At 68.5% G+C, this 17,384-nt stretch carries 19 protein-coding genes; 12 read left to right on the top strand and 7 right to left on the bottom strand.

Translation table 11 applies throughout. The annotated features are described in order from the left end of the window. Positions 1-28 precede the first annotated feature (28 nt). Complete coding sequence (locus tag KY501_RS44635; RefSeq protein ID WP_224248847.1) at positions 29-181, bottom strand: hypothetical protein; 153 nt, start codon at positions 179-181, stop codon at positions 29-31. A 380-nt stretch (positions 182-561) separates the two neighbouring features. On the opposite strand from KY501_RS44635, the gene KY501_RS44630 reads away from it, so the two are divergent. After that, positions 562-1,878 (top strand): glycoside hydrolase family 1 protein, encoded by a 1,317-nt coding sequence (locus KY501_RS44630; protein ID WP_224370693.1) that lies wholly within the window; start codon positions 562-564, stop codon positions 1,876-1,878. Here the strand turns inward: KY501_RS44630 and dusB are convergent. Next, the gene (gene dusB, locus KY501_RS44625) at positions 1,857-2,870 is read right to left on the bottom strand and encodes a tRNA dihydrouridine synthase DusB (RefSeq protein ID WP_224370691.1); all 1,014 of its coding nucleotides are present in this window, start codon (positions 2,868-2,870) and stop codon (positions 1,857-1,859) included. The genes KY501_RS44630 and dusB overlap by 22 nt on opposite strands. A gap of 91 nt (positions 2,871-2,961) precedes the next feature. On the opposite strand from dusB, the gene KY501_RS44620 reads away from it, so the two are divergent. The 5 genes from KY501_RS44620 to KY501_RS44600 all read left to right on the top strand — a co-directional run bounded on the left by KY501_RS44620 (position 2,962) and on the right by KY501_RS44600 (position 7,666). Beyond that, positions 2,962-4,341 (top strand): TPR end-of-group domain-containing protein, encoded by a 1,380-nt coding sequence (locus KY501_RS44620; RefSeq protein WP_224370689.1) that lies wholly within the window; start codon positions 2,962-2,964, stop codon positions 4,339-4,341. Positions 4,342-4,423: 82 nt separating this feature from the next. Further along, positions 4,424-5,425 (top strand): acyl-CoA desaturase, encoded by a 1,002-nt coding sequence (locus KY501_RS44615; protein ID WP_224370687.1) that lies wholly within the window; start codon positions 4,424-4,426, stop codon positions 5,423-5,425. Positions 5,426-5,591: 166 nt separating this feature from the next. After that, positions 5,592-6,119: an RNA polymerase sigma factor gene (locus KY501_RS44610; protein WP_224370685.1), complete on the top strand. Its 528-nt coding sequence runs from the start codon at positions 5,592-5,594 to the stop codon at positions 6,117-6,119. Then, entirely contained in the window at positions 6,116-6,895 is a 780-nt protein-coding gene (locus tag KY501_RS44605; protein ID WP_224370683.1) for an NrsF family protein, read from the top strand. The genes KY501_RS44610 and KY501_RS44605 overlap by 4 nt, the downstream gene beginning before the upstream one ends. 39 nt (positions 6,896-6,934) lie before the next feature. Further along, entirely contained in the window at positions 6,935-7,666 is a 732-nt protein-coding gene (locus KY501_RS44600; RefSeq protein ID WP_224370681.1) for a DUF1223 domain-containing protein, read from the top strand. An 18-nt stretch (positions 7,667-7,684) separates the two neighbouring features. Here KY501_RS44600 and KY501_RS44595 read toward each other — a convergent pair whose 3' ends face one another. Then, positions 7,685-8,122 (bottom strand): peroxiredoxin, encoded by a 438-nt coding sequence (locus KY501_RS44595; RefSeq protein WP_224370679.1) that lies wholly within the window; start codon positions 8,120-8,122, stop codon positions 7,685-7,687. 161 nt (positions 8,123-8,283) lie between these two features. Between KY501_RS44595 and KY501_RS44590 the strand changes: the two genes are divergently transcribed. Beyond that, positions 8,284-10,392: a chloride channel protein gene (locus KY501_RS44590; RefSeq protein ID WP_224370677.1), complete on the top strand. Its 2,109-nt coding sequence runs from the start codon at positions 8,284-8,286 to the stop codon at positions 10,390-10,392. 36 nt (positions 10,393-10,428) lie between these two features. Here the strand turns inward: KY501_RS44590 and KY501_RS44585 are convergent, their stop codons facing one another. Both KY501_RS44585 and KY501_RS44580 read right to left on the bottom strand, forming a co-directional pair. Then, positions 10,429-11,568 carry a CgeB family protein gene (locus tag KY501_RS44585; protein WP_224370676.1) on the bottom strand — a complete coding sequence of 380 codons (1,140 nt, stop codon included), beginning with the start codon at positions 11,566-11,568 and terminating at the stop codon, positions 10,429-10,431. 39 nt (positions 11,569-11,607) lie between these two features. Beyond that, positions 11,608-12,690: an NAD-dependent epimerase/dehydratase family protein gene (locus KY501_RS44580; RefSeq protein WP_224370674.1), complete on the bottom strand. Its 1,083-nt coding sequence runs from the start codon at positions 12,688-12,690 to the stop codon at positions 11,608-11,610. A 420-nt stretch (positions 12,691-13,110) separates the two neighbouring features. On the opposite strand from KY501_RS44580, the gene KY501_RS54115 reads away from it, so the two are divergent. Both KY501_RS54115 and KY501_RS44570 read left to right on the top strand, forming a co-directional pair. After that, on the top strand, positions 13,111-13,773 hold the full coding sequence (locus tag KY501_RS54115; RefSeq protein ID WP_224370672.1) for a response regulator transcription factor: 663 nt from the start codon (positions 13,111-13,113) through the stop codon (positions 13,771-13,773). Positions 13,774-13,968: 195 nt separating this feature from the next. Beyond that, entirely contained in the window at positions 13,969-14,229 is a 261-nt protein-coding gene (locus KY501_RS44570) for a hypothetical protein (protein WP_224370670.1), read from the top strand. A 97-nt stretch (positions 14,230-14,326) separates the two neighbouring features. On the opposite strand, the gene KY501_RS44565 is transcribed toward KY501_RS44570, so the two are convergent. Further along, the gene (locus tag KY501_RS44565) at positions 14,327-14,578 is read right to left on the bottom strand and encodes a hypothetical protein (RefSeq protein ID WP_309243049.1); all 252 of its coding nucleotides are present in this window, start codon (positions 14,576-14,578) and stop codon (positions 14,327-14,329) included. Positions 14,579-14,745: 167 nt separating this feature from the next. On the opposite strand from KY501_RS44565, the gene KY501_RS44560 reads away from it, so the two are divergent. From KY501_RS44560 to KY501_RS44550, 3 genes are all read left to right on the top strand, one after another. Next, positions 14,746-15,669, top strand: a complete 924-nt coding sequence (locus tag KY501_RS44560; RefSeq protein ID WP_224370668.1) for a DUF4202 family protein — start codon at positions 14,746-14,748, stop codon at positions 15,667-15,669. Positions 15,670-15,771: 102 nt separating this feature from the next. Then, positions 15,772-15,960 (top strand): glycosyltransferase family protein, encoded by a 189-nt coding sequence (locus KY501_RS44555; RefSeq protein ID WP_444881619.1) that lies wholly within the window; start codon positions 15,772-15,774, stop codon positions 15,958-15,960. Positions 15,961-16,014: 54 nt separating this feature from the next. Beyond that, the gene (locus KY501_RS44550) at positions 16,015-16,590 is read left to right on the top strand and encodes an NADPH-dependent FMN reductase (protein ID WP_224370666.1); all 576 of its coding nucleotides are present in this window, start codon (positions 16,015-16,017) and stop codon (positions 16,588-16,590) included. 10 nt (positions 16,591-16,600) lie between these two features. Here the strand turns inward: KY501_RS44550 and KY501_RS44545 are convergent, their stop codons facing one another. Further along, entirely contained in the window at positions 16,601-17,377 is a 777-nt protein-coding gene (locus tag KY501_RS44545) for a class I SAM-dependent methyltransferase (protein ID WP_224370664.1), read from the bottom strand. Positions 17,378-17,384 lie beyond the last annotated feature (7 nt).

Below are 17,384 nucleotides of genomic sequence, written 5' to 3'. Positions count from 1 at the left end.
GAGGTTACTGATGCCCGCGTCGACCGCGTCAGGCCGTCGGAGCCGGAGCAGCAGCAGCCTTCTTGCGGGAGGACGTCTTGCGCGCGGTCTTGCGCGCTCCGCCCTTCTTGGCCGCCGTCTTCTTCTTCGGCGCAGCAGCCTTCTTCGTCGTCTTCTTCGCGGTCTTCTTCTTCGCGGCCATGCAATCCCTCCGTTGAGTTGGTTGCCCGCACCCATTGGGGGTGGGGCCCTGCACTCTCACTTTCGTGATCGAGTGCTTGACGTGAATGGTAGAGGCGATGGTCGTGTGTGTCAACGCATGGTGACGTATTGCACTGCGTGGCGAGGGCCGATTTTTCGGCCTCCGCGCATTCAAGGACCGCCTTCGTGGCTCTCCGCCCACCTGCCGAGCGCTCTGCGAGGCCGGTAAATCGGCTCGGGAAGAGATCCGCGCGCAGGCCGAGAATTCGGCTCCGGAAGCAACGGCGCCGCGTCACGAGCGAGTGTCCGCTGGCGCTCAGAAGTGGGAAGCGCACGCCGCGCTTCCGCCCGTGGGAGCCGACATCTAGGGTGCCGCCCGCCATGAGTGCCGACGAGACGACGTTTCCCGAGGGCTTCACCTTTGGAGTGGCCACCTCCGCCTATCAGGTGGAGGGAGGCATCGAGAACGACTGGGCCGAGTGGGAGCGCGCCGGGAAGCTGAAGGAGCCGCACGCACGCTGCGGCCGCGCGGTGGACCACTGGAACCGTTACGAAGAGGACTATGGGCTGGCCCTGGAGGCGGGGGCCTCGGCGTTCCGCATCTCGCTGGAGTGGGCGCGCATCGAGCCGGAGCGCGGCCGGTATGACGGGGCGGCGCTCGAGGCCTACCGGGAGCGGCTGCTGCGCATGAAGGCCCGGGGCCTGAGGCCCGTGGTGACGCTGCACCACTTCACCCACCCCACCTGGTTCCACCGCGAGACGCCCTGGCACTCCCCGGCCAGCGTCGAGGCCTTCCGCGCCTACGCCCGCGTGTGCGCACCCCTGCTGAAGGGGCTGGATGCGCTCCTCATCACCCTCAACGAGCCCATGGTGGTGCTACTCGGGGGGTACCTCCAGGGGCTCATCCCCCCAGGCATCAGCGACGGTCCCAAGACGATGCTCGCCATGGAGAACATGGTGCGCGCCCATGTGGCCGCTCGCGAGGAGCTGCAGGCGGTGCTGGGGAAGGTGGAGCTGGGCATCTCGCAGAACATGCTCTGCTTCGCGCCGGACCGGTGGTGGCACCCGCTGGACCAGGCCATCGTGCGGCTGGGCGCCCAGGCCTACAACCACGCCTTCCATGAGGCGCTCTCCAGCGGGAAGCTGCGCGTCACGATGCCCGGCCTGGCCTCCACGAATGTGGACATTCCCCAAGCCAAGGGCTCGTGCGAGTTCATCGGCGTCAACTACTACTCCCGCGCGCACCTGCGCTTCATCCCCCGCCACCCCTTCATCGAGTTCAAGTTCCGGGACCGGGTGGGCCGGGGCCTCACGGACATCGGCTGGGAGGACTACCCCGAGGGCTTCGGGCAGATCCTCCGCGAGGTGAAGCGCTACGGGCTGCCCGTCTGGGTGACCGAGAACGGCATCGACGACCGGAACGGCCAGCGGCGGCCCCACTACATCCACTCGCACCTGGCGGAGGTGCTGAAGGCCCGCGCGGAGGGCGTGGACGTCCGCGGCTACCTCTATTGGAGCCTGCTGGACAACTTCGAGTGGCTGGAGGGCTGGGGCCCCCGCTTCGGGCTCTACCACGTGGACTTCGAGACGATGGAGCGCCGCGCCACCCCGGCCTGCGAGTACCTGCGCACGGTGGCCCAGGGAGGACGGCTCGTCCCGCCCGCGACGCCCGCGCCTCAGCCCAGCGCTGCCCGATAGTCCACGTCCTGCTCCTCCTGGGGACCCGTCAGGTCCAGCGAAGCGGTGGCGAAGAAGCGGCGCGCGGCCTCCTCCACCGCTTCGGCCGAGTCCAGCGCGTTGACCTCGGCCCGGAAGACGGCCGCGCCTCGCAGCCCGTGCGCGTACCAGGCCATGGGCTTGCGGAAGCTGCGGACGGCTCCGAGCTCATCCCCGACGAACTCCACATGAGCCCGGAAGTGCGCCAGCACCCCCTCACAGCGCTCCTCGGGCGTGGGCGGGTCCCCGCCGGCCAGTTCGCGGAAGATCCACGGGTTGCCCAGCGCTCCCCGGCCAATCATCACGAAGTCGCAGCCCGTGGTCTCCAGCATCCGGTGCGCGTCCTCGGGCGTCTTCACATCCCCGTTGCCGATGATGGGCCGGTCCGGGAAGTGCCGCTTGAGGTCGGCGATGACTCCCCAGTCCGCCTTGCCCGAGTAGCCCTGCTCGCGGGTGCGCGGGTGGATGGCGAGCGCCGCACAGCCCGCCTCGAACAGCTCTCCGGCCATCCGGAGGTAGTTGAGGCTCTTGGCATCCCAGCCCGAGCGAATCTTGCAGGTGACGGGCAGCCCCGTGGCCGCGCGAATCTGCCGGACGATCTCCGCGGCCCGGGGCGGATCGCACAGCAGGCCGCTGCCGGCGCCGTTCTTCGTCACCTTCTTCACCGGACAGCCCATGTTGATGTCGATGATCTGGGCCCCGTACTCCTTGCCCACCACGGCGGCGCGGGCCATGGCCTCCGGGTCTCCCCCGAAGATCTGCAGCGAGTAGGGCCGCTCCACCTCCGGATCGAAGCGCAGGTACTTGAGCGTGCGCTGATTGGTGCGCATCAATCCCTGGGAGCTCACCAGCTCGGTGGGACACAGGGCCGCGCCCATCCGGAAGGCGATGACACGGAAAGGCTTCTCGCTCACCCCGGCCATCGGGGCCAGGATGTAGGGGTTGGGGAGGGTGTAAGGACCGATCTGCAACATGGGTGGCGGGAACCTAGCGGATTGGTTGCCACAGAGCAGTGCCCCAGCAAGAGCCTGCGCAGTCCCCCCTCAACGATTAAGGTGGTAGCCAATGTTCCGCTTTCGACTCGGGAGCATCCCCGTCGAGGTCCAGGCCAGTCACCTGCTCGTGTCGGCGGCGATCGCCCTCACCTCTCAGCCCCCCGAACGACCCGGCATCACCGGGACGATGGCGTTCCACGTGCTCTCGTGGATGTTCATCGTCTTCGTCTCCGTGCTCATCCATGAGCTGGGGCATGCCCTGGCCAGCCGCGCGTTCGGCTACCAACCGACCATCACCCTGGCGTGGATGGGAGGACACACCCACCCCAACGCTCCAGGCCCCATCCCCTGGCACAAGGAAGTGGCGCTGACCCTGGCGGGCCCCGTCTTCGGGCTGGTGCTGGGGCTGGCCTGCCTGGCGGGCAGCATCTATGTGAGCCGAGAGGACCCGGTGCTCGACTACCTGCTCAGCGTGGGGGCTGCCGCCAACCTCGTCTGGGCCGTGCTCAACCTGATGCCCGTGGCACCGTTGGATGGGGGGCACATCGCCCGCGCGCTGGCCGTGCGGCTCTTCGGGGCCAAAGGCTTCGTGGCCGCCCAGGTGCTGGCCCTGCTCACCGCGGTCGCCATGGTGTTCCTGGGCATCAGCCGCGGCATGCCGTTCCTGACGATGATCTTCGCCATGTTCGGCCTCCAGACCCTGGGCACCCTCTTCCAGGTGCTGAAGAAGCCCGCCGCCGTGGACGAAGCGCAGGTGCCGCTCGTGCACAACCTCCAGCAAGCCCAGGAGGCCCTGGCGAAGAACGAGCTCCACGAAGCACGCCGGCTGGCCGTCTCCACGCTCGAGGCCGGCGACACGCTGACCCCGGACCTGGCCAGCCGCGCCCACTACCTGCTGGGCTGGGTGGCCATCAAGGAAGGCCAGGGGCGCACCGCGCTCGATCACTTCTCCCAGGTGCAGGGCCAGCCCGTGGAGACCCATGGATTGGCCGCGGCCTTCTCACTCGTTGGAGACGAGGCCCGTGCCCTGCCCCTATGGGAGATGGCGTGGCGCGACTCCGGCGATCGCACCGTGATGCACGAGTACGCCGGCTCCCTCATCCGCGCCGGCAAGGAGGCCCAGGCGCTGCGACTGCCCGGAGTGGATCCGGCGATGGCCTTCTCCTGCGCCGAGCGCGTGCTCTTCATCCGTGGCGCCTACTCCGAAGCCGCGGCCATGGGGGAAGCAGCGCTGGCGCATGTGCCCAGCTCGAAGATCGCCTATGACGCGGCCTGTGCGTTCGCGCGTGCACGCAATGTCCCTGACGCAGTGCGCCTGCTACACCGTGCCACCGAGCTGGGCTTCCGGGATGGAACCTATGCCGCCTCGGACGAAGACCTGGCGCCCCTCCACGGCCACCCCGCCTTCGAGGAATGGCTGATGGCGCTGCGTCAATCTGCGCCGTCCTGACAGTGCCATGACATAGGGGGGTGTTGATGCACGGTGAGACTGAGCACGTTCCCGCTCGGTCTGCATTCCGCCGAGGCATCTCTTGCGTACCCACCCTGCTCTGGCCCCTGACGAGAAGATCAACTGGCTGGCGTCCATCCCCTTCTTCGGGGTCCACCTGATGTGCCTCTTCGTCTTCTATGTCGGGGCGAAGCCGGTGGATCTGCTGGTGTGCCTGGGCCTGTACGTGGTGCGGATGTGGGGCATCACCGCGGGCTACCACCGCTACTTCAGCCACCGCGCCTACAAGACGAACCGCTTCTTCCAGTTCATTCTCGCGCTGGTGGGCTCCACCTCCGTGCAGAAGGGCGTGCTCTGGTGGGCCGCCAACCACCGCCACCACCACCGCGAGTCGGACACCGAGGCGGACATCCACTCGCCCGTGCAGAAGGGCTTCTGGTGGAGCCACATGGGCTGGATCCTCTGCGACAAGTACGGCGAGACGAAGTACGACTCCATCAAGGACTTCGCGCGATTCCCGGAGCTGCGCCTGCTCAACCGCTTCCACCTGGTGCCGGGCATCGCCCTGGCCGTGGCGCTCTACTTCATCGGCGGCTTCTCGATGCTCGTCTGGGGCTTCTTCGTGAGCACCACGCTGCTGTGGCACGGCACCTTCACCATCAACTCGCTCAGCCACATCTTCGGCAGGCGCCGCTACCGCACCACGGACACCAGCAAGAACAACTGGCTGCTGGCGCTCATCACCCTGGGCGAGGGCTGGCACAACAACCACCACTACTACCAGAACACCGCCAACCAGGGCTGGTTCTGGTGGGAAGTCGACTTCAGCTACTACTCGCTGAAGGTCCTCTCGTGGCTGCGCGTCGTGAGTGACTTGCGCACCCCCACCGAGGCGGTGAAGTACGCCTACAAGAAGTACACGCCGGAGCAGCAGGCGGAGCTCAACTCGCCCACGGCGTTCTGGAGCTCGATGGCGGCCCGCAAGAAGGCCGCCGAGGACAAGGTGCGCGAGGCCCTGGCTACCGCCACGGACCACCTGCCCACCTCCGCCCCGGCGCCTCAGGCGATGCTCAAGCGCCGGTAGCACCGCCCGCGTGCTTGCCTGATAGAAGCTCCCTGCCCTGGGACTCGGCTCCCAGGGTAGAGTGTATGCGTCTGTGTCACCCTCCTCCCTGAAACCCGAATCCGGCCTCCCACGTACAGGAATGGTCTCGGCGCAGAGTGGCGCCGGGCAGTCCGACGAGGAGTTGATGGCCCGGTTCTGTCAGGGAGAGGCGGCTGCGTTCGATGCGCTCTTCCAGCGCTACTCGCGCCCGGTCCTCGGCTACCTGACGCGGCTGACGGGGAGCACCTCGGCGGCCGAGGATCTGGTGCAGCTCACCTTCCTGTCCGTGGTGCGAGCGCGCGGGCGCTTCCAGGAGGGTGCGCGGGTGAAGCCGTGGCTGTACGCCATCGCCACCAATGCCGCCCGGGACCACCAGCGCCGCGGCCGACGCCCCGAGGAGCTCACCGAGGAGGGAGAGCTGCCCATGACGGTGGCCGCGGACACGGCGGGCCCGCGTGACACGGGGCTGGAGCGGACCGTTCAGCGCGCCCTGGACATGCTGCCCGAGGGCCAGCGTGTTCCCATCGTCATGCACCGCTTCGAGGGGATGAGCTTCGCGGAGATTGCCGAGGCCATGGGCCTCACGGAGTCGGCGGTGAAGGTGCGCGCCCATCGAGGCTATGCGCGGCTGCGCGAGCTGCTGGCCGGGTTGAGAGAGGAAGCGAGCGAATGACGCCCCAGTGCGAGCGCGTGATGGACGCCATCGGAGGCCCTCTGCCGCCCGAGTTGGCCTCGCATGCGGCCTCGTGCGAGGACTGCCGCGCCTTCCTGGAGGGGTTCGGGGCTCTCCAGACGCTGCCGCCGGTGACCACGCCCCCGTCGACGCGGGGCCTGGAGCTGGCGCGCACCCGGACGTTGGAGGAGCTGGCCGTCCAGCCCGTGGCCCGGCCGTGGTGGCGCGAGCTGCTGGTGCTGCTGGTGACGTATGCGGTGGTGATGGTGGGCGGCCTGTTCGCCCTGGGGCGCGCGGGTCTGGTGGCCAATACCGCCTCGCCGCCCGTGGTGGCTGGGCTGGCGCTCCTCACCCTCGCGCTGGTGGGCGGGGGCGCGTACATCGCGCTGGCCCCGAAGGTCCGCAGGTTCCCCTGGGCACTGCTCGCCATGGGCGCGGCAACGGTGGCCATCCTCCAGGTGCTGGGAGGCTCCGGGTACGCGCCGCCTCGCAGCTTCCTCTCGGGGGTGATGGGGTGTGTGAAGACGGAGGTGGTGCTGTCCATTCCGCCGATGGCCCTGGCCCTGGTGCTGCTGTGCCGCTCCGCCTTCCAACCGGTGCGAGCCATCGCCGCGGGGCTGTCCTCGGCCGGCGTGAGCCTCTTCGTCGTGCACCTGCACTGCTCGGATGGGACGACCGGGCACCTGATGTTCGGCCACCTGGTGCCTTGGCTCCTGCTGTCGGGGGTGGCGCTGTTCCTGCGCTCGCGCCTGCCCACGCGCAGCCACGCCCCGTGAGCATGTAACCCGAGTGCCCGAGGCGGCGTATCAGAGGGCATGAATGCCGCCCTCTTCGCCCTGCCCCTGCTGCTCGCCACCAGCGCGCCGCGCACGCCCGTCCTGGTGGAGCTGTTCACCTCCGAGGGCTGCTCGAGCTGCCCGTCCGCGGACCACGCGCTGGCAAGGCTGGCCGAGAAACAACCCGTGGAGGGCGTGGAGCTGATCGCGCTCGGCTTCCACGTGGACTACTGGGACTACCTGGGCTGGAAGGATCCCTACGGCGCGCCCGAGTACGGCGAGCGACAGCGCCGCTACGCGCAGGACGGGGACGAGAATCGCGTCTACACGCCGCAGATGGTGGTGGACGGCACACGCTCCTTCGTCGGCGGCGAGGACGAGGCGCGAGCACAGGCGGCCGTCGCGGCGAAGCGGGCCAAGGTGCCGCTGAGGCTCTCCGCGCGCGTGGAGGGAGACACCGTGGTGGTGCGCGTCCGCACGGAGACGGCGCCTGCCCAGGGCCTGCAACTGTGGACGGCGCTGGCGGAGGATGGGCTCTCGTCGGACGTGAAGCGCGGAGAGAACGCGGGCCGGAAGCTCTCGCACGCGGCGGTGGTGCGCACCCTGGCCACGCTGCCCGCCCCGAAGGCCGAGGAGGGCGGCTTCGTCTCGGAGGCGCGGATGAAACTCGGCGCCGGGTGGAAGCGGGAGAAGCTGCGCGCCGTGGCCGTGCTCCAGGCGCCCAACGGCCCCGTGAGCGGCGTGGCGGCGGTGGGGCTGGCCTCTCCCTGACACTCCAGCGCGAGCGGCTCAGAGCTCCGCGAGGGCCTGCTGGGGAAACGCTCGCGCGTCCACCTTCGGGTAGTACGACTTCACCTTCCCGTCTGGAGCGATGATGACGCCCACCCGGCGAGCATTGGGTGCCTGGAGGTCATCACACGCGCCGTAGGCGAGCCCCACCTGCCGGGAGGTGTCGCACAGCAACGGGAAGTTGAACCCGAACTTCTCGACGAAAGCCTTGTTCTCCTCGGGCGTGTCGAAGCTGATGCCGAGGATCTCCGCGTTCTTCTGCTGGTACTGCGAGCGCTGGTCCCGAAACCCGCAGCCCTCGGCGGTGCACCCGGGGGTGTCCGCCTTCGGGTAGAACCAGAGCACCACCGTCTTCCCTCGGTACTCGGACAGTGTGTGTGTCCGGCCGGTGTGATCACGGACCGTGAAGTCCGGGGCCACATCTCCTGGCTTCAGCATGAGTCGCCTCCACGCACGGCGCCGGAACCCGCCGTGTGTCCTGGTGTACGCCGCTCCGGAGGCTCCCTCCTAGCACGGCGAGTTGCCTGCTCACGCCCACCGCTCGGGCGCGGAGTCCTTCCTTGAACGCTCCGAGCCAGAGGGGTTTAGTAGGAGCCCCAATGAGTGACGACCCTCCGTCAAAGCGGATCGCGCTGCCCACCCGCGCCGCGCTCCGCGCCGCTGCGCGTCGGCTCATCTCCGCGACGCTGCAGGCCTCCAACCGGTTGCGCCTGCCAGGACCCTCGGTACTGCCCGTGGCAGGGGCCGTAGTGGGGCTCTACAGCGGGCTGGCGGCAGGCATCTTCTCCAACTTGATCCACCTGGTGCGTGGGCTCACGGCGGGGATGGCGGAGCTGACGCATCAACTGCGCCCCGTGGCCCAGCTCAAGTCACTGTGGGAGGCACTCTCGTCGGCGAACTGGCACGTGGAGTACGCCATCATCGCGGTGCCGCTGGCGTTCGGCACGCTGGGGCTCTCGCGCATCATCGAGCCCGGAGGCCCCCGAGACGAGGTGAAGCGCCGGCTGCGCCTGCTGGCCCTGCTAGTGCTGGGAGCGATGTCGCTCTACTACCCCCTGGTGGCGCTGGCGGCCATCAACACGATGTTCCAGCACCCGCGCGGACTGCCAGGCACGCTGGAGACAATGCCCTGGTGGCTGATGCTGCTGGCGCCGGCGCTGGGTGGCTACGCGGTGGGCCACCTGCTGCGCAACCGGCCCGAGACGCACGGCCACGGCGTACCCGAGGTGGTGCGCGCGGTGAAGCGGGGCGGCGAAGAGCTGCCCGCGGAGCGGGGCCTGCTCAAGCTGGTCGCCTCGGCCATCACCATTGGCAGTGGAGGCTCGGCGGGCCGCGAGGGCCCCATCGTCTACGGAGGCGCGTCCTTCGCCTCCACGGTGGGGCGGACGCTGGGCTTCAGCCGCAAGGAGCTGTCCATCCTGATGGCGTGCGGCGCGGGGGCAGGCATCTCCGCGTCGTTCAACGCCCCCATCGCGGGCGCGGTGTTCGCGATGGAGATCATCCTGCGCGAGTTCGAACTGCGCGTGTTCTCCCCCATCATCCTGGCGAGCGTGGCGGGCACGCTGGTGAGCCAGGGCGTGCTGGGCCATGAACCGATCCTTCCGCGGCTCGACTACCAGCTCATGAGCGGCTGGGAGGTGCTGCTCTACGTGCTGCTGGGGCTGCTGTGCGGCCTGCTGGCGTTCGCCTTCGTGCGGATGCTGCACGGGGTGGAGCACTTCTTCGCGGGGCGGAGCAAGGGCCGGCTGTCACCGTGGCTCGGCGAGCGCCCGCTGCCGATGCGCGCGGCGCTGGGAGGCCTGTGCGCGGGCCTGCTCATCTTCCTGAACCCGGCGGTATGGGGCTCGGGCATCGACTTCCTGCCTATGGCCTCGGTGGGGAAGCTGAGCCTGCTATTCCTGGCCACGGCATGCATCCTGAAGCTGGTGGCCACGGCGATCACCATTGGCAGCGGGGGCTCGGGCGGCACCTTCTTCCCGGCGGCGCTGATCGGCATGATGGCCGGAGGAGCGTTCGGCACGCTGGCTCACATGCTCTTCCCAGTGAGCACGGCGCCGAGCGGCGCCTACGCCATCGTGGGCATGGGCGGCACGGTGGCGGCGCTCACCCGAGGCCCGCTCACGGGGATGATGATGGTGTACGAGCTGAGCGCGGACCACACCATCATCCTGCCGCTGATGGTGACGTGCAGCATCGCCTCGGCGCTCTGCCACTACCTCACCGAGCGCAAGACACCCAAGGTGCAGACCGACGCGGACCTGCTGTCCAGCACCCAGGTGCGCGCGCTGATGATCGAGGCGACACCCGTGCCGGCGAACCTGCACCTGGAGCCGCTGATGGAGCAGTTGCTCGCTGCGGAGAGCGGGACGCTGCCGGTGCTGGACGCGGAGGGGCGGGTGTACGGCATCGTCCAGGTGGAGCAGATGCGCGAGGTGTGGAAGGACCAGGCGCTGCACGACATGCTGGTGGCGAGCGATCTGGCGCGCAAGATGCCCGTGCTCTCACCCACGAGCGATCTCACCCACGCGCTCCACATGCTGGACCACGAGGACATGGATGCGCTGCCCGTGGCGGAGGCCCCCGGCAGCAGCACCTGCGGACTCATCACCCGCGCGGCGATCCGGCGGCTGCTCTACGCCCACCACGCGCGCCTGCACGCCCGCGGAGAGCCCGTGGTGGCTCCCACCGAGACGACCCTGGTGGGCTGAGCTCCCTCCACCGGCCGAGAGGGCTCAGCGGCATCATCAGGCGCTGACCCTCTCCTGTGACAGGGCCGCCGTGGCCCGGGTGTCCAGCCCCAGCTCTCGGCAGATGATCATCAGCTCGCTCACGCGGTGGGCGCAGGTGTGCCGCGCCAGCACCGTGCGGCGCCCGCGATCGGCTATCTCCCGGCGCATCGCCTCATCCGCGAGCAGCATGCGCAGCAGGCGCTGCATCTCCGCACCCGTTTGAGCGACCAGGAAGTCCCGGCCCGGCTTGAACAGCCCCTCCGCGTCCCACCACGGCGCGCTCACCAGGGGGATGCCGCAGGCCAACGCCTCGAAGGGGCGGATGGTGGGGATCCCCGGCAGCGCCTGGACATAGGGCCGGCGAGGCACGTGCACCGTCACCTTCGCCTGAGCGAAGGCCTCGGGCACCTCGTAGTTGGGCAGCCAGCCCTCATAGGTGATGCCCGCCCGTGCCAGCGCCTCGAGCGCCGTGTCCGGATAGCGCACGCCGTGCACCTTCGCCCGCAGGCCCAGCGCCTTCACCGGGCGCAGGAGGAACTCGTGCAGCTCCGCCGTGCGCTCCTCGTCTCCCCAGTTGCCAATCCAGACGAGATCCTCCTCTTGCTCCATCGTGGGCATGGGCCGGAAGACCCGAACGTCGGCCGCCTCGTGCCAGGTCCAGGCGTTACGGGCCCAGCCCCGAGCGACGTAGAACTGGCGGATGACCTCCCCGAAGGCGAGCACTCCGTCGTAGTGCTCCAGTGCGTACCGGGCCATCGCCTTGGGAGCGGTGGCGCTGCGGTGGTGCGTGTCGTGGAAGAGCAGCCTGAAGCGCCCGCCCTTCGCACGGAGCTCGCCCAGGCGCCGCACCAGCTCGGGCGTGCTCCACTCGTGGACGATCACCAGGTCCGCGCCATCGACGGTGCGCTCCAGGTTCAGCGTGTCCAGGGTGTACCGGTGGGGACGAACCCAGGGGTAGACGGACCGGACCCCGTCCAGCGCCACCAGCCCCCGAGGCTCGGCCAGGAGGTTCTGCAGACTCCAGGCATCGAGGGGCTCGTAGACGCTGACGTCATGGCCCTGCTCGCACAGCTCCGTGACGATGCCTCGCAGGAAGTGGGCGTTGCCGTGGTTCCAGTCGGACAACAGGGAATGACAGAAGAGGACGACTCTCATGGGCAGACTCACAGCGTGGGTTGAGGGTGCGGCTCGGCGCTATCCAACAAGGGGCTCAACAGGCTCTCTCAGGGGGACGGAGTGCCGGGATGCCGGGCCTTCCAGCATCTCCTCGAGCCACGGCAGGAGCCGCTTCACACCCTCGTTCACGCCCACCCGGGGCGCCCAGCCCGTAGCCGCCTGGAACTTCCGCGTATCGGACACGTAGTAGCGCTGGTCTCCGGTCCGCCACTGCTCGAAGGACACCTCGGGCCGCTGCCCGGTGAGCTCCTCGATCAGATCAAGCAGCTCCAGCAGGCTCACCGTGCGCGAAGGCCCACCGCCGATGTTGAAGGCCTGGCCGGACACCTTGTCCATCCGCGACTGGGCCGCCCGGAAGGCGCGCACCAGGTCCTCCACGAAGAGGATGTCCCGCACCTGCATCCCATCTCCGTACAGGGTGATGGGCTGGCGCTTCAGCGTCTGGATGAGGAAGTGCGCCACCCAACCCTGATCCTCGGTGCCGAACTGCCGCGGCCCGTAGATGCAGCTCATGCGGAACACCGTGGCCCGCAGCCCGACGCTGCGCGCGTAGTCCAGCACGTACTGGTCCGCCGTCCCCTTCGAGCACCCATAGGGGCTCTCGAAGTCCAGCGGGCACTGCTCGCTGATGCCCTCGGCGCGAGTGCCCATGTCCAACGGTTGATAGCGGCGCCCCTCGGCCACGAAGCGCTGGCCCCGCAGCCCGCCATACACCTTGTTCGTCGACGTGAAGACGAGCGACGCCTCCGGGTTCGAGGTCCTCAGCGCCTCCAACACGTTGAGCGTGCCGCGCGCGTTCACCTCGAAGTCCTGGAGCGGATTGTCCAGGCTGGTCGTGACGGCCACCTGCGCGGCGAAGTGAAACACCTCATCCGCGTCACGGACCGCCTGCAGCACTCCCCGGAAGTCCCGCACATCTCCCGGCTCCACCTGCAGCCTGTCGCCGTACCGCTCCTGGAGCCACCTCAGGTTCTTCTCCACCCCGGGCCGGCTGAGGTTGTCGAACACGAGCACCCGCCGCCCCTCAGCCAGGTAGTTGCTGGCCACGTTGGAGCCGATGAAACCCGCGCCGCCAGTAATGACGATGAGCCCGCTCTTCATGTCGCCTCCCACACCTCTGAACCACGCATCGGGCCCGAACCTAGGCAGGCATACATGCGGTGGGTAGTGCCGGAGCCCTCGCTCGCGCCTGGGTACGTGGGCAGTGCCCGGAAGCAGGCAAACCCTCAAATCCAAAGGACTTTTTGTCCCCTGAAGCCTCCTACCGAAGTCCCATTGATTCCCGCTTGGGAACCCGTCAGGTAGGCAGCACGGGAGGGACCTGACAGGGCGGATGAGCAGGTGGCAGCGCGCTCGTCAGGCTCGATCACCGCTTGGGAAACGGAATTTCAGGCAAAAACAGGCGCACGATTTGCGGGGGGCCGGAACAACGCGCAGAACTTGCGCTTCATCCACACTGGATCCCGTCTGCTCCCATGGGAACAGGGCTTGCAGAACCTCACGGCGGAAAGGAAGCCCACCGTGAGTGAACCAAGCATTGCCATTCTGTCTGATCAGAACCTGTTTCGAGAGGGAGTCTCCCAGCTCCTCCAATCCCAGGGCATCCACCGGATCTCTGAGTACCGCTCGTCCGCGGAGCTCCTGAGCGCTCTGGCAGGCGGCCCCCCGCAGCTGGTGCTCATCGACATGGATCACGGTGCGGACGATCCGTTCCCGCTGCTGCGGGAGTTCCGCCACCGGGCCCCTGGGACGACGGTGGTCATCATCGGAACGGCGCTGCAGGCGAGCGTGCTCCCCGCGGACGCCGAGGCCGCCATGACCCTCCCCAACACCCAGGCGCAGGTGCTCCAGGCGGTGACGAGCCTGGCGCAGAAGGCCGAGCAGGCATCCGCTCCGATTCAGCTCTCTCCCGAGGCCCAGCACCAGCGCAAGCTCTGGTCCATGCTGACGCCTCGGCAGCGGGACGTGCTGGGCTTCCTGTCCACCGGCTCGGACAACCTGAAGATCGCGGCGAACCTGGGTATCTCCGAGCGGGCCGTGAAGGCCCACGTCTCTGCCCTGCTGTCGCTCTTCAATGCGGAGAACCGCACGGAGCTGGCCGTACTCGCGTGCCGCGCCGGCATGCGCCCACCCCTCCGCAGCAGCCGCTCCCTGCCCGCGCCGATGGCCGAGCGCACGGCCTGAGCAGCCCGCCGGGCCTGCCCACGCTCCATTGGCGTGGGTATGGGTATGACATGCCCCGGGGGGTGAGTCTCTCCCGGACGAATCCAGTGGATGATCTCGCCTCGCAGCATTTCGCGACAGCGTGGTGTTTCGCGACGACACATCCATGCAGGGTCAGCCCCGCGAGGGTCTGCCCGGCTGGGGGGGAGAAGACCGATGGAGACGACCTGGATGGCAGGCGACCGCTCATTGCCTGATGAGCATGAGTGGGATGACTCGCTGGAGTTCATCGCGACCCAGCTCCACCTTCCGTTGAGTGTGATCAGGTTCTCCGCCGAGGGGCTGGCTCAGCAGCTCCGGGAGGCGAGCAGCGATCCCACGGATATCTCCGCCGCGGAGAGCCTGGCCAGCTCGGCGGAGAAGATGAGCCGCATGGTCCAGGCTCTCCTCCAGGCCAGCCGCGACGGGGCGCTGTGACCCAGAGCCTGTGACGCGGAGTCCGAGGCTCAAGCCGCACCCTTGACTTCTCGAGACGCTGACTTGGCGATGAGCGAGCCTGCCGACAACGGGCCGCTCATCTGCCTTCGCACCCGCGAGGCATCGCAGCCGGCCAGCGCCATGAGGCATGCGTGGTCTCCCTCTGCCACGCTGATGCCCCCCCCTTGAGGTCAAGGATGTGGTCGGCCTCCACCACGGTGGAGCGCTGGTGGGCCATGGCGAAGGTGGTGCGGCCCTTCATCAGCCGGCTGCGCGCCTCCTGAACCAGCGCCTCGGACTCCGCGTCGAGCGCGGAGGTGGGCTCATCCAGGATATGGCGCTCGCCCATGGACAGCCTGTTGTCGCGTTCTCCTACGACTGTTTCATAACGCCGCAACAACCAGCATCTGTGAGGTGAGTCACGGACGTCCTGTCCGGGGCTCCAGTAGTGGCCTCAGGTGGGAGCCACCACGATGCGCGATGGTCGGCCCTGGATGGGCCTCATGGGGAGGCGGGATGCTGCGACAGCTCTTGCTGTCCGAAATCGATACCAGCTCGCGCGGTGGGGCGGGCTGGACGCTGTTGGCTGCGGAGTTCCCCACCATCGCCGTGCTTCCCCTCGCGTCAGGCGAGGGCTCTCAGGTGCTCTACCTCGACGTCGAGGAATGGCAGGCGCCCGGCTTCGATCCCTTCTCCTGGGATCACCGTGTCTTCTCGGCAGCGAGCGCCGAGAACCTCGCGCTCCACCTGGTGGGCGCATGCGGTGAGCCGCTCGCTCACGCCGCGCTGGAGATCCTCACGCGCTACCAGGGCCTCATCGGCCGGCGCAATGCGGCCTCCTCGGGAGAGCTGTTCAACCGAATCCTCGAGCGGCACCGCGCCCTGCACGATCTGAACAAGCCGCTGGTCCGCGCGGACTACCAGCACGCGCTGGACGCATGGCAATGGGTGCTGCGCCTCGCTCCCAACGCGGACCTCGCCGTGCAGGTGGCCGCCCTCTTCCATGACGTGGAGCGCCTGCTCTCCGAGGCCAAGGTTCGGGTGGAACACGAGGCGGAGGACTCCCAGATCTTCAAGGATGCCCATGCGGCCCTCGGCGCCGAGCTCACCTGCGCGCTCCTGGAAGAGCTGCAAGTGGACGCCGTCACCTGTGAGCGGGTGCATTGGCTCATCACCCGTCACGAGCGCCCAGGCGAGGACTCCGCACTGGCGCTGATCAACGACGCGGATGCGCTGTCCTTCTTCTCGCTCAACTCCTCCGGCTTCATCCGCTACTTCAGCCCGGAGCACACCCGCCGCAAGGTCGCCTCCACGCTCGCCCGGCTGCGGCCCGAACAGCACGCGCGCCTGGGGCAGATGCGCCTGCCTCCTGGTGTGAGAGCACTGCTCGACGAGCGGCTGCGTTCCGCCCACCCGGCCTGGAGGGAGGGTGCCGCATGAAGTTCGTCATCTTCGGGCTCACGGTCAGCTCCTCCTGGGGCAACGACCACGCCACGCTCTGGCGCGGACTCATCTCCGCGCTCGTCGACCAAGGCCACCGAGGTGACGCGAGGCCCCATGGCGGAGCTGGGCTACTGCCCCTCCGGGCGCCTCTTCGAGGCCGCCGCGTGTGGCATCCCCGTCCTCAGCGATGACTGGAAGGGCCCGGATGACTTCTTCCGCGTCGGAGAGGAGATCCTCGTGGCCACCACCACGCGCCGAGCAGAGGAGTTCGTGTCCCTAAGGAGCTGAACCCGCGTCGTCAGTGGCCTCACCAGGGCCCTCGTCCTGTGCGAGGATCCCCCCATGAAAATCCAGGTCATCATCGGCAGCGTCCGCCCGAACCGCTTCGCCGAGAAACCCGCGCAGTGGATCGCCGAGGAGGCCCGCAAGCGCGAGGGACTCGACGTCGAACTGCTCGACCTCCGGGACTATCCGATGCCCTTCTTCGCCGAGTCCATGGCTCCAGCGCGCATGCAGGGCAAGTACCCGAACGAGGTTGTCGCCCAGTGGGCCAGGAAGATCACCGAGGCGGACGGCTACATCATGGTCTCGCCCGAGTACAACCACGGGTACTCGGCCGTCCTCAAGAACGCGCTGGACCACATCTACCCGGAGTGGAACCGGAAGCCGGTCGGGTTCATCGGCTATGGCGGCGTCGGCGGTGCTCGCGCCATCGAGCAACTGCGGCTGGTCGCCATCGAGCTGGAGATGGCGCCCATCCGCCCCGCCCTTCACATTCCCACCGACGTGTACTCCGCCATCACCAGCGGGAAGCCGGATGCCTACGCGCCGCTCAAGGCCAACACCGAGCGATTCCTCGATCAGCTCGTCTGGTGGACCCGAGCCCTGAAGACGGCCCGGGAGCAGGGCGGGAAGTAGGAGCAGCCGCTCAGCGCGGCTTGACGAACTTCAGCGCGAACCGGTCGCTGGTGCCGCGGCGCTCGCCCGCGGCCATCGGGCTGGAGTTCCAGTCGCGCGTGTCCTGCGGATTGCGCCACACGTCGCTCTGCCCGGCGAGCTGGAAGCCCGCGGCGAGCACCTCGTCCTTGACGGTCTGCTCGTCGATGCGGTGCAGCGTCTGGGCATCGCTCACGCCCGAGCCGGGCTTCGCGCTGGAGTCGATGACCACGTACACGCCACCCGGCTTGAGCGCCCGGAAGATGGCCGCGTTCATCTTCGCGCGGTCCGCGTTCAGCCACACGGTGTCGTGATAGATGATGTTGCTCACCACCGCGTCCAGGTCCGTCACCTCGGGCGGCAGCGGCTCCTCGAACTCGCGATCGGAACGCACTACCTTGGCGTTCACCGGGCGCGCCAGCCGCTCGCTCCAGGGCTTCTCGGCGAACTTCTCGAGAACGAGCTTGGGGTTCTGACCGTAGACCGTGCCCGTGGGCCCCACGGCGCGGGCCAGCAATTCGGTCGTGTATCCGCCACCGGCCATCAGCTCGGCCACCTTCATGCCGGGACCGGCGCCCACGAACTCGAGAAGCGCCGCGGGATGACGGCCCGCGTCAAGGGCCCGGTCCGCTTCGGTGCGGTCGGGAGCATCGACGATGGCTTGGGCGGCGGCGGCCGAGAGGCCAGGGGCCGCAGTGGAGGAATCCGAGGCCGGAGCGTGGGCACATCCAGCCAGGGAGAGACAGGCAACCAGGATGAGGGTTCGCATGGCGCCC

This window comes from Hyalangium versicolor, from assembly GCF_020103695.1.
In the GTDB taxonomy this organism is placed as follows: domain Bacteria; phylum Myxococcota; class Myxococcia; order Myxococcales; family Myxococcaceae; genus Hyalangium; species Hyalangium versicolor.
This window is presented reverse-complemented; position numbering and strand designations above follow the sequence as displayed.

Bases quoted from the DNA above. Each gene is read 5' to 3' on its own strand.
- KY501_RS44570 (WP_224370670.1), top strand. From the start codon at position 13,969: ATGGAGACGACCTGGATGGCAGGCGACCGCTCATTGCCTGATGAGCAT.
- KY501_RS44600 (WP_224370681.1), top strand. From the start codon at position 6,935: ATGAATGCCGCCCTCTTCGCCCTGCCCCTGCTGCTCGCCACCAGCGCG.
- KY501_RS44635 (WP_224248847.1), bottom strand. From the start codon at position 181: ATGGCCGCGAAGAAGAAGACCGCGAAGAAGACGACGAAGAAGGCTGCT.
- KY501_RS44630 (WP_224370693.1), top strand. From the start codon at position 562: ATGAGTGCCGACGAGACGACGTTTCCCGAGGGCTTCACCTTTGGAGTG.
- KY501_RS44565 (WP_309243049.1), bottom strand. From the start codon at position 14,578: ATGGGCGAGCGCCATATCCTGGATGAGCCCACCTCCGCGCTCGACGCG.
- KY501_RS44620 (WP_224370689.1), top strand. From the start codon at position 2,962: ATGTTCCGCTTTCGACTCGGGAGCATCCCCGTCGAGGTCCAGGCCAGT.
- KY501_RS44585 (WP_224370676.1), bottom strand. From the start codon at position 11,568: ATGAGAGTCGTCCTCTTCTGTCATTCCCTGTTGTCCGACTGGAACCAC.
- dusB (WP_224370691.1), bottom strand. From the start codon at position 2,870: ATGTTGCAGATCGGTCCTTACACCCTCCCCAACCCCTACATCCTGGCC.
- KY501_RS44590 (WP_224370677.1), top strand. From the start codon at position 8,284: ATGAGTGACGACCCTCCGTCAAAGCGGATCGCGCTGCCCACCCGCGCC.
- KY501_RS44605 (WP_224370683.1), top strand. From the start codon at position 6,116: ATGACGCCCCAGTGCGAGCGCGTGATGGACGCCATCGGAGGCCCTCTG.
- KY501_RS44580 (WP_224370674.1), bottom strand. From the start codon at position 12,690: ATGAAGAGCGGGCTCATCGTCATTACTGGCGGCGCGGGTTTCATCGGC.
- KY501_RS44595 (WP_224370679.1), bottom strand. From the start codon at position 8,122: ATGCTGAAGCCAGGAGATGTGGCCCCGGACTTCACGGTCCGTGATCAC.
- KY501_RS44550 (WP_224370666.1), top strand. From the start codon at position 16,015: ATGAAAATCCAGGTCATCATCGGCAGCGTCCGCCCGAACCGCTTCGCC.
- KY501_RS44610 (WP_224370685.1), top strand. From the start codon at position 5,592: ATGGCCCGGTTCTGTCAGGGAGAGGCGGCTGCGTTCGATGCGCTCTTC.
- KY501_RS44545 (WP_224370664.1), bottom strand. From the start codon at position 17,377: ATGCGAACCCTCATCCTGGTTGCCTGTCTCTCCCTGGCTGGATGTGCC.
- KY501_RS44560 (WP_224370668.1), top strand. From the start codon at position 14,746: ATGCTGCGACAGCTCTTGCTGTCCGAAATCGATACCAGCTCGCGCGGT.